Annotated in this window: 12 protein-coding genes and 2 pseudogenes; 13 read left to right on the top strand and 1 reads right to left on the bottom strand. The window is 70.7% G+C overall.

Annotated elements, in window-relative coordinates; translation table 11 throughout:
* Positions 1-5: 5 nt before the first annotated feature.
* From ACZ5TL_RS09155 to ACZ5TL_RS09115, 9 genes and pseudogenes are all read left to right on the top strand, one after another.
* Positions 6-287 (top strand): annotated as a pseudogene (locus ACZ5TL_RS09155) (5-deoxy-glucuronate isomerase); the annotation flags it as partial.
* 216 nt (positions 288-503) lie between these two features.
* On the top strand, positions 504-2,381 hold the full coding sequence (gene iolD, locus ACZ5TL_RS09150; RefSeq protein WP_468589000.1) for a 3D-(3,5/4)-trihydroxycyclohexane-1,2-dione acylhydrolase (decyclizing): 1,878 nt from the start codon (positions 504-506) through the stop codon (positions 2,379-2,381).
* 25 nt (positions 2,382-2,406) lie between these two features.
* A complete protein-coding gene (mmsA, locus tag ACZ5TL_RS09145; RefSeq protein WP_468588742.1) occupies positions 2,407-3,909 on the top strand; it encodes a CoA-acylating methylmalonate-semialdehyde dehydrogenase in 1,503 nt (500 codons plus the stop codon).
* Positions 3,910-4,060: 151 nt separating this feature from the next.
* Entirely contained in the window at positions 4,061-6,715 is a 2,655-nt protein-coding gene (locus tag ACZ5TL_RS09140) for a CocE/NonD family hydrolase (RefSeq protein ID WP_468588741.1), read from the top strand.
* On the top strand, positions 6,712-7,578 hold the full coding sequence (locus tag ACZ5TL_RS09135; protein ID WP_468588740.1) for an ABC transporter permease: 867 nt from the start codon (positions 6,712-6,714) through the stop codon (positions 7,576-7,578). Before ACZ5TL_RS09140 ends, ACZ5TL_RS09135 begins: the two co-directional genes overlap by 4 nt.
* Positions 7,579-7,726: 148 nt before the next feature.
* The gene (locus tag ACZ5TL_RS09130; protein ID WP_468588739.1) at positions 7,727-9,244 is read left to right on the top strand and encodes a vWA domain-containing protein; all 1,518 of its coding nucleotides are present in this window, start codon (positions 7,727-7,729) and stop codon (positions 9,242-9,244) included.
* Between the two features lie 241 nt (positions 9,245-9,485).
* Positions 9,486-10,004 (top strand): hypothetical protein, encoded by a 519-nt coding sequence (locus ACZ5TL_RS09125; protein ID WP_468588738.1) that lies wholly within the window; start codon positions 9,486-9,488, stop codon positions 10,002-10,004.
* A 179-nt stretch (positions 10,005-10,183) separates the two neighbouring features.
* Positions 10,184-12,103 (top strand): AMP-dependent synthetase/ligase, encoded by a 1,920-nt coding sequence (locus ACZ5TL_RS09120; RefSeq protein WP_468588737.1) that lies wholly within the window; start codon positions 10,184-10,186, stop codon positions 12,101-12,103.
* Between the two features lie 228 nt (positions 12,104-12,331).
* Positions 12,332-12,673 carry a hypothetical protein gene (locus ACZ5TL_RS09115; RefSeq protein WP_468588736.1) on the top strand — a complete coding sequence of 114 codons (342 nt, stop codon included), beginning with the start codon at positions 12,332-12,334 and terminating at the stop codon, positions 12,671-12,673.
* 370 nt (positions 12,674-13,043) lie between these two features.
* On the opposite strand, the pseudogene ACZ5TL_RS09110 reads toward ACZ5TL_RS09115, so the two are convergent.
* Positions 13,044-13,469 (bottom strand): annotated as a pseudogene (locus tag ACZ5TL_RS09110) (IS5/IS1182 family transposase); the annotation flags it as partial.
* Between the two features lie 378 nt (positions 13,470-13,847).
* Between ACZ5TL_RS09110 and ACZ5TL_RS09105 the strand changes: the two are divergent.
* The 4 genes from ACZ5TL_RS09105 (at position 13,848) to ACZ5TL_RS09090 (ending at position 16,602) form a co-directional block, all read left to right on the top strand.
* On the top strand, positions 13,848-14,150 hold the full coding sequence (locus ACZ5TL_RS09105; protein ID WP_468588735.1) for a hypothetical protein: 303 nt from the start codon (positions 13,848-13,850) through the stop codon (positions 14,148-14,150).
* 827 nt (positions 14,151-14,977) lie between these two features.
* Positions 14,978-15,682, top strand: coding sequence for a hypothetical protein (locus ACZ5TL_RS09100; RefSeq protein WP_468588734.1), 705 nt, complete (start codon positions 14,978-14,980; stop codon positions 15,680-15,682).
* A 296-nt stretch (positions 15,683-15,978) separates the two neighbouring features.
* Positions 15,979-16,167 (top strand): hypothetical protein, encoded by a 189-nt coding sequence (locus ACZ5TL_RS09095; protein ID WP_468588733.1) that lies wholly within the window; start codon positions 15,979-15,981, stop codon positions 16,165-16,167.
* A 153-nt stretch (positions 16,168-16,320) separates the two neighbouring features.
* Positions 16,321-16,602, top strand: a complete 282-nt coding sequence (locus tag ACZ5TL_RS09090; RefSeq protein WP_468588732.1) for a hypothetical protein — start codon at positions 16,321-16,323, stop codon at positions 16,600-16,602.
* Positions 16,603-16,772 lie beyond the last annotated feature (170 nt).

The following is a 16,772-nucleotide window of genomic DNA, read 5'->3' as shown; positions in this document are numbered from 1 at the left end:
GTGGCATGACCAGTGAGCCGTACGTCCCGCGGGGCACCACGACCGGCGTGCACCACGTCCGGGGCATCGTGCCGCCCCCGACGGGCGCGTGCGGCGTGCGGGTCGAAGACGAAGAGTTCCACCGCCCGGGCGGGGAGAGCGCGTTCGCGTCGGTCACCGACGTCGCGTACGCGCCCCGTGAGACCCGGGCCCAGAACGCCTCCGGCGCGGGAGGCCGCTTTGCTTTGGCAGGAGCGAAGTGCGAGCGACAACTCCCCGCCCGCTACGGCCCCGCGCCGGAGGTCCCCGACGAAACCGCCTCATCCGGCCGGGGGGCAGGTGCAGTGCCCCCCCGGGCCCTCACCGGGGGACCGCCACCGCGCCGCGCCCGACGGCCCCGCGTCCGGAACCGGGCACGCCGAGGCTCCCGGCGTGCGCTGTCGAGTCGCACGGCGCGGCGGAGCCGTACGGCAGAGGTGGATCCGTTTCCGTCCGTCCCACATGGAAAGCACAGGGGGATACCGATGACGACCCGGCTGACCGTCGCACAGGCCCTCGTCCGCTTCCTCGCCGCCCAGTACACCGAACGCGACGGCGTACGGCAGCGGCTCATCGGCGCCACCTGGGGCATCCTCGGCCACGGCAACGTCGCCGGCCTCGGCCAGGCGCTCCTGGAACACACCGCGGAGATGCCCTACCACCAGGGCCGCAACGAACAGGCCATGGTGCACGCGGCGGTCGGCTACGCCCGCCAGTCGGGCCGCCTGTCCACGCACGCGGTGACGACCTCCATCGGCCCGGGCGCCACCAACCTCGTCACCGGCGCCGCCCTCGCGACCATCAACCACCTGCCGGTCCTGCTCCTGCCCGGCGACATCTTCGCCACCCGCCCCGCCGACCCGGTCCTGCAGCAGCTCGAAGTGCCCTACGCGGGTGACGTGTCGGTCAACGACTGCCTGCGCCCGGTGTCGAGGTACTTCGACCGGATCACCCGCCCCGAGGCCCTGGTCCCGTCGGCCCTGAGCGCGATGCGCGTGCTCACCGACCCCGTCGAGACCGGCGCCGTCACCCTCGCCCTGCCCCAGGACGTGCAGGCCGAGGCGTACGACTGGCCCGAGGAGTTCTTCGCCGAGCGCGTCTGGACCGTACGGCGGCCCGGTGCCGACCCCGGGGAACTCGCCGAGGCCGTGCACATGATCCGGGCCGCCCGGCGCCCCCTGGTCGTCGCGGGCGGCGGCGTCCACCACAGCCGCGCCGAGGAGGCCCTCGCCGAGTTCGCCGGGGCGACCGGTATCCCGGTCGCCTCCACTCAGGCCGGCAAGGGCTCCCTGCGCCACGACCACCCCCAGGACGTCGGCGGCATCGGCCACACCGGCACGGCGACGGCGGACGAACTCGCCCGCACCGCCGACCTGGTGATCGGCGTCGGCACCCGCTACACCGACTTCACCACCGCCTCCGGCACCCTGTTCAGCAACCCGGACGTGCGGTTCCTCAACCTCAACATCGCCGCCTTCGACGGCCACAAGCTCGCCGGGCAGCCCCTGGTCGCGGACGCCCGCACCGGCCTGGAGGAGCTGACCGAGAGGCTGCAGATGCACGGCCACCGGGTCGCGCCCTCGTACGCCACCGAGTACACCGAGGACAAGGAGCGCTGGGAGCAGCGCGTCGACGCCTGCTACGAGGTCGACGAGCCGGACACCCGCCCGACCCAGCCGCAGGTCCTCGGCGCCCTGGACGCCCTGGTCGACGAGTCGGACATCCTCGTCAACGCCGCCGGCTCCCTCCCCGGCGACCTGCACAAGATGTGGCGGACGCGGTCCCGCGACCAGTACCACCTGGAGTACGGCTACTCCTGCATGGGCTACGAGATCCCGGCCGCCATCGGCGTGAAGATGGCCGCTCCCGACCGTCCCGTGTGGGCGCTGGTCGGCGACGGCACGTACCTGATGATGCCGACGGAGATCGTGACGGCCGTGCAGGAAGGCGTCGCGATCAAGGTCCTGATCATCCAGAACCACGGCTACGCGTCCATCGGCGGTCTGTCGGAGACGGTGGGCGGCGAGCGGTTCGGCACCGCCTACCGCTTCCCGTCCGGGGACGGCGCGTACGCCGGGCCGCCGCTGCCCGTCGACCTCGCCGCCAACGCGGCCAGCCTCGGCATGCGCGTGCTGCGCGCGAAGACCGTACGGGACCTGCGGGAGGCCCTCGCCGAGGCCCGGACCGCCGACACCCCCACATGTGTCTACGTGGAGACCCGAACGGCAGACACAGTGTCGGGCGCGCCTCCCGCGCAGGCCTGGTGGGATGTACCCGTGGCCGAGACCGCGACACGACCGTCCGCGGTCAAGGCACGTGAGCTGTACGAACGGCACGTCTCCACCCGGCGCCGTCCTCTGTGAAAGATGTGACTGGAGTGACCCTGTCATGACGAAGATCGTCAACCACTGGATCGGCGGCAGGACCGTCGAAGGCGCCTCGGGCACGTACGGGCCGGTGACCAACCCGGCGACCGGCGCGGTGACGACGAAGGTCGCGTTCGCCTCGGTCGAGGAGGTGGACGCGGCGGTCGCCGCCGCCAAGGAGGCGTACGCCACCTGGGGCCAGTCCTCGCTGGCCCAGCGGACCTCGATCCTCTTCCGGTTCCGGGCGCTGCTCGACGCGCACCGCGACGAGATCGCCGAGCTGATCACCGCCGAGCACGGCAAGGTGCACTCCGACGCCCTCGGCGAGGTCGCCCGCGGCCTGGAGATCGTCGACCTGGCCTGCGGCATCAGCGTGCAGCTGAAGGGCGAGCTGTCCACGCAGGTGGCGAGCCGCGTCGACGTCTCGTCCCTCCGCCAGCCGCTCGGCGTGGTCGCCGGCATCACGCCGTTCAACTTCCCGGCGATGGTGCCGATGTGGATGTTCCCCATGGCCATCGCGTGCGGCAACACCTTCGTGCTCAAGCCGTCCGAGAAGGACCCGTCGGCGTCCCTCAGGATCGCCGGGCTGCTCGCCGAGGCGGGCCTGCCGGACGGCGTCTTCAACGTCGTCCACGGCGACAAGGTGGCCGTCGACCGCCTCCTGGAGCACCCGGACGTCAAGGCCGTCTCCTTCGTGGGCTCGACCCCCATCGCCCGCTACATCCACACCACGGCCTCCGCCAACGGCAAGCGCGTCCAGGCGCTCGGCGGCGCCAAGAACCACATGCTGGTCCTGCCGGACGCCGACCTGGACGCGGCGGCTGACGCCGCCGTGTCCGCCGCCTACGGCTCCGCGGGCGAGCGCTGCATGGCCATCTCCGCGGTCGTGGCGGTCGGCTCGATCGGCGACGAGCTGGTGGAGAAGATCCGCGAGCGCGCCGAGAAGATCAAGATCGGCCCCGGCGACGACCCGGCGTCCGAGATGGGCCCGCTCATCACCAAGGTCCACCGCGACAAGGTGGCGTCGTACGTCGAGGGCGCGGCGGCCGAGGGCTGCGAGGTCGTCCTGGACGGCACCGGCTACTGCGTCGACGGCTTCGAGGACGGCCACTGGATCGGCATCTCGCTCCTCGACAAGGTGCCCACGTCGGCGAAGGCCTACCAGGACGAGATCTTCGGCCCGGTCCTGTGCGTGCTGCGCACCGAGACCTACGAGGAGGCCCTGGACATCGTCAACGCCTCACCGTTCGGCAACGGCACGGCGATCTTCACCCGGGACGGCGGCGCGGCCCGCCGCTTCCAGCTGGAGGTCGAGGCCGGCATGGTCGGCGTGAACGTCCCGATCCCGGTCCCCGTCGGCTACCACTCCTTCGGCGGCTGGAAGGACTCGCTCTTCGGCGACCACCACATCTACGGCAACGACGGCACCCACTTCTACACCCGCGGCAAGGTCGTCACCACCCGCTGGCCGGACCCGGCCGACGCCCCGGCGGGCGTGGACCTGGGCTTCCCGCGCAACCACTGAGACTTCTCCCACGGGAAACCACGCCCCCGCCGGGCCCGACGCCGTACACCACCCGCGGTATGCCCAAGGCCCGGCGTAGTCCTCTGGGCGTGGTGCCACTTCGGTCTCCGGTCGACAACTGTTCGACAGGTTCACCCCGTACCGTTGACGCATGGATCTTCGACTGCCCGGACTGAACGGGCTGCTGCGGAGGCCCCGGAGGCTCCTGGCCGCCGGGGCCGCCGTCGTCGTGCTCGCCGGTGCGGGGACATGGACGGCCGTGGCGAACGACGACGTGCCCCCGGTCCACCGTTCCGACCGGGTCCAGGACACGGGGAACGGGGTGCGCATCGACACCTCGTTCTTCACCTCCGGCGGCGACGGCCGCCGCCCCGCCGTCCTGCTCGGGCACGGCTTCGGCGGCAGCAAGAACGACGTACGGCAGCAGGCCGAGGACCTCGCCCGGGACGGCTACGCGGTCCTGACCTGGTCGGCCCGCGGCTTCGGCAAGTCCAACGGGAAGATCGGCCTGAACGACCCCGAGGGCGAGGTCGCCGACGCCTCGAAGCTCATCGACTGGCTGGCGAAGCAGCCCCAGGTCGAACTCGACAAGCCCGGTGACCCCCGCGTGGGCATGGCCGGCAGCTCCTACGGCGGCGCCATCGCGCTGCTCACGGCGGGGCACGACCAGCGCGTGGACGCCATCGCCCCGGCGATCACGTACTGGAACCTCGCCGACGCCCTGTTCCCGAACGGCGTGCTCAAGAAGCTGTGGGCCGGCCTCTTCATCAACTCCGGCGGCGGCTGCGACAAGTTCGAGCCCGCGCTGTGCCGGATGTACGAGCGGGTCGCCGAGTCGGGCGAGCCCGACGCCGAGGCCCGCACGATGCTGGAGGAGCGTTCGCCGTCCGCGGTCGGCAAGGACATCAAGGTGCCGACGCTGCTGATGCAGGGCCAGTCGGACTCCCTCTTCCCCCTCGGCCAGGCCGACCGGGCGGCGAAGACCATCCGCGCGAACGGCGCCCCCGTCGACGTCGACTGGATCGCGGGCGGCCACGACGGCGGCGACATGGAGATCAGCCGCGTCCAGGACCGCGTGCGCTCCTGGTTCGACCGCTACCTGAAGGACGACAAGGGCGTCGACACCGGCCCCGCCTTCCGCGTCACCCGCACCCTGGGCCTGGGCTCCGGCGACGGCGAACCCCGCCTGACCGGTGTGACCTCGGACCGCTACCCGGGCCTGGGGAGCGAGCCGCGCTCCCTCGCCCTGGCCGGCCGCGAGCAGAGCTTCGCCAACCCGCCCGGCGCCAGCCCGCCCGGCGTCTCCGCCCTGCCCGGCCTCGGCGGCGCGGGCGGCCTCAGCCAGCTCTCCACCCTCGGCATCGGCGTCTCCCTCGACTTCCCCGGCCAGTTCGCCGCGTTCCAGTCCGCGCCGCAGCGCGAGGACCTGCAGATCACCGGCTCGCCCACCATCACCGTCCACGTGAAGTCCACCAGCGACGACGCCGTGCTCTTCGCCAAGCTCTACGACGTCGGCCCCGGCGGCTCCCAACCGGTCCTGCCCTCCCAGCTCGTCACACCCGTGCGCGTCGAGGGCGCCAAGGCCGGCAAGGACGTCACCCTCACCCTCCCGGCGATCGACCACGAGATCGACGACGGCCACCGGCTCCGCCTGGTCCTCGCCTCGACGGACCTCGGCTACGCCTCCCCGGCGAGCCCGGCGACCTACACCGTCTCCCTGAAGGGCGACCTGGAGGTCCCCTCCGCCCTCGGCCAGCGCGACACCCAGGGCGGCCTGCCCGCCTGGGTGTGGTGGCTGCCGCTCGCCGGCGCCGCGATCGCCCTGGCACTGATCATCACCGGTCGCCGCCGCACGGCCGCCCCCGCCCCGCCGGACCCCGCCCTCGCCGAGGTCCCCCTGCAGATCACCGACCTGACCAAGCGGTACGCGAAGTCGTCGGACCGGTACGCGGTCAAGGACCTGTCGTTCCGCGTGGAGCAGGGCCAGGTCCTCGGCCTCCTCGGCCCCAACGGCGCCGGCAAGACGACCACCCTGCGCATGCTGATGGGCCTCATCAGGCCCGACGGCGGCGAGATCCGTGTCTTCGGCCACGCCATCAGCCCGGGCGCCCCGGTGCTGTCGAGGGTCGGCGCCTTCGTCGAGGGCGCGGGCTTCCTGCCGCACCTGTCCGGCCGCGAGAACCTCGATCTGTACTGGCGCGCCACCGGCCGCCCCGCCGAGGACGCGCATCTGGACGAGGCCCTGGAGATCGCGGGCCTGGGCGACGCGCTCGCCCGCGCGGTGCGCACCTACTCCCAGGGCATGCGCCAGCGCCTCGCCATCGCCCAGGCCATGCTCGGCCTGCCGGACCTGCTCATCCTCGACGAACCGACCAACGGCCTCGACCCGCCCCAGATCCGCGAGATGCGCGAGGTGATGATCCGCTACGCCGCCGCCGGCCGCACGGTCATCGTCTCCAGCCACCTCCTCGCGGAGGTCGAGCAGACCTGCACGCACCTGGTCGTGATGGACCACGGGCAGCTCGTCCAGGCGGGCCCGGTCGCGGACATCGTCGGCTCGGGCGACACCCTCCTGGTGGGCACGGCCGCGCCCGTGGACGAGCCCGTGCTGGAGAAGGTCACGGCTCTGCCGGGCGTCGCCTCGGCCGTGCCCGTCGACGAGGGCCTGCTGGTCCAGCTGGACGCCGACGGCACCCCGCAGCGCCTGGTCGCCGATCTCGTACGGCTGGACGTGCCCGTGCGGTCGGTCGGCCCGCACCGCCGCCTGGAGGACGCCTTCCTCACCCTGATCGGAGCCGAAGCATGAGCAAGCTCGCCGAGCCGCCCGTCGAGGTCGCCGACGGCTACCGCGCGGGCCGCACCCTGCCCTTCCGCGTCGAGCTGGTCCGGCAGCTGAAGCGGCGCCGCACGATGGTCATGGGCGGGGTCCTGTTCGCCCTGCCGGTCATCCTGCTCATCGCCTTCCAGGTCGGCGGCGACCCGGGCGGCAACAACAACCGCGTGAACCTCATGGACACGGCGACGGCGTCCGGGGCCAACTTCGCCGCCGTCAACCTGTTCTCCGCCGCCGGCTTCCTGCTCGTCATCCCCGTCGCCCTGTTCTGCGGCGACACGGTCGCCTCGGAGGCGAGCTGGTCGTCCCTGCGCTACCTGCTCGCGGCCCCCGTGCCCCGGGCCCGGCTGCTGTGGTCCAAGCTCGCCGTCGGACTGAGCCTGAGCCTGGCCGCGATGGTCCTGCTGCCGATCGTCGCCCTCGCCGTCGGCACGGCCGCCTACGGCTGGGGCCCGCTCCAGCTGCCCACCGGCGGAACCCTGCCCACCGGCACGGCGGCCCAGCGCCTGCTGATCGTCGTCGCCTACATCATGGTGTCCCAACTGGTCACCGCGGCCCTCGCGTTCTGGCTGTCGACCCGGACGGACGCCCCGCTCGGCGCGGTCGGCGGAGCGGTGTTCCTCACCATCATCGGCAGCGTCCTGGACGAGGTGACGGCCCTCGGCGACTGGCGCCACTTCCTGCCCGCGCACTGGCAGTACGCCTGGCTCGACGCCGTCCGGCCCCAGTTGGAGTGGTCGGACATGATCCAGGGCACGTCGATCTCGGTAACGTACGCACTCGTGCTGTTCGCCCTGGCCTTCCGGGGTTTCGCCCGCAAGGACGTCGTCTCCTAGGTCAACGGAGGGTCACCCACCGGTCTCGACGGGCGGTCTCCGTGGCCGCTTCGAGACGCTTCCGCAACACCCCGTACCGCACGTTCGGGCCCCCCGCGCCGTCACAGTCACAAGAAGCCGACGCCGACGGGCCAAGGGGGCACCGACGATGAAGCCGTACGAGCGGTACCGGACACGCAAGCTGCTGCTGGCACTCACGGCGGCGGGCGGACTGCTGCTCACCGCGTGCGGCGCGGGCGCCGGCACCAGTGACGGCAGCCGGGCCTCCGACCGCGACGACCGCACCCCGGTCCTGCCCGCGCCCGAGCACGGCGAGGGCACCACCGAGCGGGACGAGCGCCGGGAGGACCCCGACCACCTCTCCACCTTCGCCCTCGACGTCGACACCGCCTCCTACGACTACGCCCGCCGCGCCCTCGCCGACGGCCGCCTCCCCGACCCGTCGACGGTCCGCCCCGAGGAGTTCGTCAACAGCTTCCGCCAGGACTACGAACGCCCCGACGGCGACGGCTTCTCGGTCACCGTCGACGGCGCCCGCACCGGCGACGAGGACTGGTCCCTGGTCCGCGTCGGCCTGGCCACCCGCACCACGGAGCGCGCCGGCGAACGCCCGCCCGCCGCCCTCACCTTCGTCATCGACATCTCCGGCTCCATGGCCGAACCGGGCCGCCTGGACCTCGCCCGGGAGTCCCTCTCCGTGATGACGGACCGGCTGCGCGACGACGACTCGGTCGCGCTCGTCACCTTCAGCGACGAGGCCGAGACCGTCCTGCCCATGACCCGCCTCGACGGCAACCGCGACGAGCTCCAGGACGTCATCTCCGACCTGGACACGCAGGACTCCACCAACCTCGGCGCCGGCGTCGAGACCGGCTACGAGACCGCCGTCGAGGGCCTGCGCGAGGGCGCCACCAACCGGGTCGTCCTGGTCTCCGACGCCCTCGCCAACACCGGCGACACCGACGCGGACACCATCCTGGAGAAGATCGCCGGCGAACGCCGCGAGCACGGCATCACCCTCTTCGGCGTCGGCGTCGGCAGCGACTACGGCGACGCCCTCATGGAACGCCTCGCCGACAAGGGCGACGGCCACACCGTGTACGTGTCCGGCACCGAGGAGGCCCGCGAGGTCTTCTGCGAGGAACTCCCGCGCAACATCGCCCTCACCGCCCGCGACGCCAAGGCCCAGGTCGCCTTCGATCCGCAGACGGTCGCCGAGTTCCGCCTGATCGGCTACGACAACCGGCGGGTCGCCGACGAGGACTTCCGCGACGACCGCGTCGACGGCGGCGAGACCGGCCCCGGCCACACCGTCACCGCCCTGTACGCCGTCCGCACCGAGCCCGGTGCCGAAGGCCACCTCGCCACCGCGACCGTCCGCTGGCTCGACCCCGGCACCCGCGACCCGCACGAGGAGACCGGCGACCTGGAGGCCGACGCCCTCGACGACTCCGTCTGGAGCGCGAACCGCTCCTTCCAGGTCACCGCGACGGCCGCCTACTTCGCCGGCACCCTCGGCCACTCCGGATCCTCCCTGCCGGGCGCCCCGCGTCTCGACGAACTCTCCGAACGGGCGGACGACTTGGCGGACCGCACGGAGGATGCGGAGATACGCCGGCTCGCCGAGGCGATCGACACGGCGAGGCGCCTGAAGCGAACCAGCTGAAGTGAACTACGGCGTGCGCCCGCCCCATTGACCACCCACACAGAATCGCGTTCATATTCCTGGACGATTTTCAGAACCCAGCGGAACGCATAGCCCGGTATCGAACACTTCAGAGGGAATTCGCCAGGGTACGCCACCCCTTCCGCGCCGTAGAGAAATCCATCATCATGAACGGGCCGGGCCTGACCAGCCTTGGCGAAAAGGGGGAAAGCGCCGTTTCCAATGGATCCGGAGGAACCTCATGCGAACCATCAGGAGGCAGGCCACGGAGTGGCTCGCCGCCGCCGCGACCGATCCGCACGACTGTAAACGGCAGTGGCACGGAGAAAGCGGTGTCGCGGTGCTGGCCTGCGGACGGTTCTGGGATGTGCTGAGTGTGCCGGAGGAATTGGGTGCACTGGCCCTGGAAGCACTCTTACGCGTTCCGCAGGCGCCCGGCCCCGTACTGGCGGACGCGGTCGCCCGCAGAGTGGGCTTCTTCCTGCCGCCGGATCCCGCAGGCCGCTGGGGCGGCACGGATGTCCGGTACCTGGGCACTGGCGCATGGGTCACGGTACCCGCGCCGCACCGGGCCTCGGGGCGTCTGTGCTGGCTGGTTCCGCCCGACGGTGCGGGAACGCTGTTTGTTCCCACCGCAGTGGAAGCGGCTCTCCAGCAGGCCCTGGGCACCCTCGCGGCCCAGGCCGCCACGAGGCGGCGGTGTCCGGTGTGTGGAGTGCGGGCCGCTGGAACCCGCCTTGAGGCATTGCACAAGGCGTAGACGCGCGGATCCGCTGGGGACGTTCTGGATGGTGTGCCGTGCGGCGCGGTCGGTCCCCGCCTTCGCGGGACCGCGTTCGCGCCCTTTGAATGTTCCTTACTTGTGGGTAAGTTGACTGCCCGGTAAGTAGACCGAGTGCATACGGCAGCTCGCCAGAGCAGCCGCTACCGGGAGCCGTCATGGGCGTACGCAAGGACTTGAAGCAGGCGAAGCAGCGGGGTGACCTGGCGGGCCGTGTGAAGGTCGAGGTCATCAGGGATGAACACGGTGTCGTCCGCGAGGCGCGCACCGGGGCCCTGGCGGCACGGCCGGCTACCGGCAGCATCGCCGACCTCCCATTCACCAACGCGACCGAGGCTCCAGAGGCCGTGGCCCTCCGCCGCAAGGAGGGCCACACCTGGCGCCGGGTCTCGGCCGCCGAATTCGCCCGGGAGGTCACCGCCACCGCGAAGGGACTCATCGCGGCCGGCCTCGAACCGGGCGACCGCGTCGCGATCATGTCCGGCACCCGCTACGAGTGGACGGTCCTCGACTTCGCGATATGGGCGGCCGGTGGCCAGAGCGTCCCCATCTACGTCACGTCATCGCCCGAGCAGATCGAGTGGATCGTACGGGACTCGGGGGCGCGCATGGTGATCGCGGAGAGCGCCGAGAACGCGGAGGCCGTGCGCGCCGGTACCGCCCGCCACACCGTCCCGCCGCGCTGCTGGCAGCTCGACGAGGGCGCGATGCCCGAACTCGCCACCCTCGGCCGGGACATCCCCGACGAGGAGGTCACCAAGCGCCGCGGCGCCCTCACCCCCGACACGGTCGCCACCGTCTGCTACACCTCCGGCACCACGGGCCGGCCGAAGGGCTGTCTGCTCACCCACGCCAACCTGCACGCGGAGGCCGCCAACACGGTCGAGTTGCTCCACCCCGTCTTCAAGGAGGTCACCGGCCAGGTCGCCTCCACCCTCCTGTTCCTGCCGCTCGCCCACGTCCTCGGCCGTACGATCCAGATCGCCTGCCTCCTGGCCCGCATCGAGATCGGCCACTGGCCGAGCATCAAACCCGATGAACTCCGTCCCGCGCTCAAGGAGTTCCGTCCCACCTTCCTGGTCGGCGTGCCGTACCTCTTCGAGAAGATCCACAACACCGGCCGCGCCACCGCCGAGCGGATCGGCCGCGGCGCCTCGTTCGACCGCGCACACCGGATCGGAGTGCGCTTCGGCGAGGCGTACATGAACCGGTTCCTGGACCGGGGCCCGGGTCCGGGCCCCGCCCTGTACGCCGCGTGGGCGCTGTACGACCTCCTGGTCTACCGACGCATCCGCAAGGAACTCGGCGGCCGTATGCGCTACGCCATCAGCGGCGGCTCCCCGCTCGACCGCGACCTCAACCTCTTCTTCTACGCCGCCGGGATCATCATCTACGAAGGCTACGGCCTCACCGAGACCACCGCGGCCGCCACCGTCGTTCCGCCCCTGCGACCCCGGCCGGGCACGGTCGGCCGGCCCGTTCCCGGCGCCACGGTCCGCATCGCCGACGACGGCGAGGTGCTCATCAAGGGCGGCATCGTCTTCGGTTCGTACTGGAACGACGAGGCCGCCACCGACGCCGTCCTGACCGACGGCTGGTTCGCCACCGGTGACCTGGGCTCCCTCGACGAGGACGGCTACCTCACCATCACCGGCCGCAAGAAGGACCTCATCGTCACCTCCGGGGGAAAGAACGTTGCCCCGGCCGTGCTGGAGGACCGTCTCCGCAGCCGCCCGCCGATCGGCCAGTGCATGGTCGTCGGCGACAACCGCCCGTTCGTCGCCGCCCTGATCACCCTCGACCCCGAGGGCGTCGCACACTGGCTCCACGTCCGCGGCCTGCCCGCCGACACCCCACTGTCGGAGCTGGTCTCCGACCCCCGCATGCGTGCCGACGTCCAGAAGGCCGTGGACTACGCGAACCAGGCGGTCTCCCGTGCGGAGTCCATCCGTGAGTTCCGGCTCGTGGACGGCGAGTTCACCGAGGACAACGGGATGCTGACCCCGTCCCTGAAGGTCAAGCGCCACGCGGTGGCGGCTGCGTACGCGGACGACATCGAGGCGCTGTACGGAGGATGACCCGGTTATCTGCCTCGCCAGACACTCCCCCCGCACACATGAGCGTGAAGGTCACGAAGGCTGGTCACCCCTCCGAGGCGGAACTGGTCAGCAGCGGGCGTGGCACATTGCGGGGCTTCTGAGCCCGTGGTCACATCTCCCTCGCAAGGCGCGTAAGGGGTATTTCGGCGCCTTGATCAAGGGCAGATCGCCTGTGGCGGCCTGCCACCAGTCACTTTGGGAGAATTTATGTCTCACCGCATGCTCCGCTCGGCGGCCACCGTGCTGCTGGCTTCCGCGCCGCTCCTGGCTGCCGCGCCGGCGCAGGCAGCTCCGCAGAGCTTCCCCTGCGGCGTCGTGCTCCAGAAGATCAACACCGCCGGGACCAGCGAGATCACCGTCGGCGTTACGTGCGAGGTGGCGCGGACCGTGGGCGTGACGATCTCCGCGGGTGACCAGGAACTCCTCAACGTCGAGAAGGACGTTGAGGCAGGCGTCATGGAGAAGGTCAGTGTCACCGTGCCCGCTGTGCCGCGCGTTTGCGCCACGCTGAAGACCGACGGTGCCAGCACCACGGTCTGCAACCGCTGACGGGTCCCTCTCGTCGCCATCCGCCTGACGGACACGGCCGCCGCCGCCCACCTCGCGATCCGCGAGGTCTGGGGGCGGCGGCTGTCGTGTGAACCGCGTGTGCCGTCAGCGATCCCGAGGAGCGGGTAAGAGCCTGCTGCGCAGCCTCCCAACGAACCGTTCTCGTTCCCGAACCGCTTCCCGCTCTCGCCGTCGGCCTGGGCGTGGACGGCGACCTGATCGATGTGCGGTTCGCATCAGGCGGACGCAGGTTCCGGACGGCGCCGACACCCGCGGGCGGGTTCTCCTGGCCCCTCTCGCAGCCCCGCGAACGCGCAGCCTCACGCCGTACAGCGCGGAACCCACGCTGGGCGGGGAGCCGGTCGCTCCCGGCTTCAGCGGAGCAGTGAGTCCTGTCCCTCCTCAGCCCGGTGAAGAGGCTGCCCCGTCGGCCGCGGCAAGGGAGACGGACCGTGCCCGCCTGCGCCCTGGTAGCCCCTTGTCCGCCCAGCAGTTGATGCCGGCCTCGGCGGGGGCGTCGATGGTGCCGTGCTCGCATGCGTCCCGGACGTCATGGACGGCACCGACCAGGGCCGGTGAAGCGGCCTCCCGTCCAGGACCAGGCCCACCTTCGTCGACGCGCCCGTACTGCTGCGGTGAGCGTGGGGCGAGGGCAGTCATGAACTCGACGGCCTCGGTGACGTACTGGCAGGCACCGTCATCGGGTGCCGAACGTGCTCCGACGTTCCCTCAAGCGGGCCGCGAGGAAGCGGAGGGCAGAGCTGGACACGTCGACGCCGGACGGGTGGACAAGCATCCGAAGCCTCTGGAGGTGACAGTTCTCTTGGTCGAAAACCCATCTACCGGGTCTTCATCCTTCAAGAACCGCCGGGCATCGAGGCGTTGTGGGCCGGAGACCAGGGCAACGAGTGAATGCGTTCCATCGGTCGCGAGTTCGAGCCGCGGGTGGAAGTAAGCGATGGGTCAAGGTCGTTGCGCAGGTTGTGTGTCGTTACTCCATTGGTGGAAGTAATGCGTCACGACCTGGGCGTCGGGTAGTTCCTATTACCTGCCCTGTAGGGGCCATGTGGATGAAGTTCCGGGGTAGGGGGTGCTCGAAGTGGCGTCTGCTTCTGCGCTGGGGCAATATCGGTTGCGTTCTTCCAGTGGGGAAGAAACAGAACGGAGATACCTAATGCGCAAGAGCATGAAGCGCGGCGCTGCCGCGTCCCTGGCGGCCGTTGCCATCCTCGCGGGTTCCGCCTCGGCTGCCAGCGCCGCCTGCAGCGACAAGAAGGACGGCAACGGCGGCCAGCCCACGATCGTTAACGAGATCAACAACGTCAACGAGAACGACAACGACAACGAGAACACCGCTGTCGCTGTCAACGACAACGAGAACACCGCCACCGCAACCGCCGAGGCCGAGGCCGAGGCCGACGCCGAGGGCCTGGAGATTTCCCTCACCATCGGTGACGTGCCCCTGCTGGCGGAGTGACGTCCACAGGACGCACAGAGTTCCCCTTTCCCCGACAGTGACTGTTCAAGTCCGCTGCGGCAGGGGTACTCGCATTCGATTCCCTCGGGGGTCGTGACCCACCTGAAAGCGTCTTTCCCTGAAGGCGGATGGGGCGACTTCCTCATCCGCCACGGGAGAGACGCTTTCGCTTTCTCGGGTTTGGTGTTGACCACCTGGAATCGGCGTGCCGTAGGCGATCGCACAAGCAGTGCACTTCGGAGGGGAAGTGAGTGGCACGAGCATCCTGCCGCGTTGCCCCGAATCGGGAAAGGCGTCGTTCCGTACCGAGGATGAGGCTCGTGCCTGGATCGTCAGGCAGCCACTGATCGAGAGGATTCCGGACCGAATCTATCGGTGCCCTGACTGCCGTTACTGGCACTTCACCGGATCCCATTTTCTGACCAGTCAGAAAATCAAGCGGCAAAGAAATTATGGTAGGCGCGAAGCGGCTCCCCGGCGCAACCGCGGAAAGTAGGGGGAGAGGCTGACGAGAGAGTCGGTCCGCTCGTTTCCCCGATGCGGGAACCGACAGCGCCTCAATACCCAGGACACAGCCTCAGGGCTCATACGCGGCCCGGCGTCGACGACGCATTCCGCCACTGCCGATCCCGGTCTCGTTCCGGGGCCCGCAGTCGGCGTCGGCACGTCCGGTGCGCGCCACGTACAGGACTCCGCACAACGTCAGCCGAACGGCTGCGGCAAGGGCCGACCTTGGGCCCGTTCCATCGGTTCCAGGGCTGGGTTTTGCATCTATTTCGAGCAGGAAGACGACCAGATTGCGACAGAACCTGAGCAGGGGAATGGTCGTGGCAGCCGCCGCGACGGGCATTCTGTCCCTGTACGGCACGCCGGCGTTCGCGGACGTGCGCTCCGAGGGGAGCCCCGGGGTGTCACCCAGCGCCGTGTCGGGGAACAAGGCCGAGTCCGCAACGGACGCTGCCGTGAACGCCGGCTACGGCTCCGCCGGTGACGGCGGCGGGACCAACTCGTCCCACGAGGAAGCCTCGACCAGCGACCTGGACCTGCGGGACCACGGTTCTGCCGGTGAGGACCGCGAGGCCAACTCGTCCGACGGGGATGCCTCGACCAGCGACTCGGACCCGCGCCAGCGGAACGACGCTTCCCACGACGGCCGTGACAAGGGCGCCGACCTCGACGGCGGCTACGGCGATGACAGCGGTTACGGCGACGGCGGTTACGGCGACGACAGCGGCTACGGCGACGGTGGCTACGGCGACGACGGCGGCTACGGCGACGACTCGTCCACCCCGCCCACGACCCCGCCCACGGCCCCGCCTACGTCACCGCCCAGCACACCTCCGTCGGAGCCGCCCACGTCTCCGCCGCCGACCACGCCGCACGTCCCGCCAGCCACGCCCCCGGCGGAGCCGCCCTCTCTCGCCGAAACCGGCGCTGACGAGCAGGTGTTCGTAGCCGCGGGTGTTGCCGCGCTGCTGGTGACGAGCGGCACCGTCGTGTACCGACGAGGCCGGGCCGGGTTCCGTCGGTAAGGAGGGAACCGCTCGACAGTGCTCCTTTCGGGTGCCGGACGAACCGCGTCCGGCACCCGAACTCGTTCCTGGCCGCGCGCCGCAGCAGATGGCCCGCGTACGTCGTGGGGGGTATCGCCGTCGCGGCTGCCTTTGGTGCCGGTGCAACAGTGGGTACCAGGCGGAGGGAGCCGGTGCCGACGGCGACGGCCGACGGGGAATCATCTGCTCCGCTTGTGCCGCCTGCCCTTCCCGCCGAACCCGCCCCTGAGGCAGCCGCCGACACGAGGCAGGGGCCGGCGGAGTTGCAGGCACTCGTGGATGCCCCGCTCACGGTCCTCACCTCCGGCAACCCGGCCGCCGTCCTGCCGGCGATCACGGACCTGCCGCAGGGGTTCATGGCCACCATCTCCGGCTTCCTGGACAGCCTGCCGGCCCTGCGGCGGGCCGGTACGACGTGTCTGAGACGGCTGGACCATGCCTTTCCCCTGCTAATGCGAGGATGAGAAATGCGGATAAGACCTGCCCTTCATTCGGGTGGCCTTCGGTGTGGGCCGCCGTATTTCCGCGTGCGGGGGTTTCCGCTCAGTCGGGGGCTCGTTGAAGGCGGTGAGGTAATTCCCGCTGGCAACTTCCCAGTTGCCGCCGAAAGGAACACGATGAAGTCCCTGAAGGCCGCCGCCCTCGTTGTCGGGTCCTTGGTCGTGGCCGGTGCCGCCGCTCCCGCTGTCGCTCTCGACGCGCCGTATGTCAAGGCCGCCGGCCGCACCGGAGACGTGACCGAGGTCAGGAAGCATGTCGACCAGCGGCTGACGGACTACCGCCCGGACGTGCTCGACACGGAGAACAAGGGTTTCCTGCCCGGCACTCTCAAGGGGACCGAGAACGCCCTCGACCACGAGAGCGCTCGACTGGCCCCCGTTCTGCAGACGCAGGGCTGAGCGGGATTCCCGCGCCGATCCCACCGCGCAGGAGATCGGCCCGTTGACGTGTGCCACTGGACCGCCCTTTTCAGGGCGAGGAGGAGACAGGCATTGCGAACCGGTAAACCACCGCAGCCACAACCAGCGCGCACCGCGGCGCCCACGACGGTCACACCCGCGGCTGCCGG

It is taken from the genome of Streptomyces sp. NPDC033136 (assembly GCF_055578235.1).
Note: the sequence above shows the minus strand (reverse complement) of the source record. Positions and strands in the feature narration are given on the sequence as shown.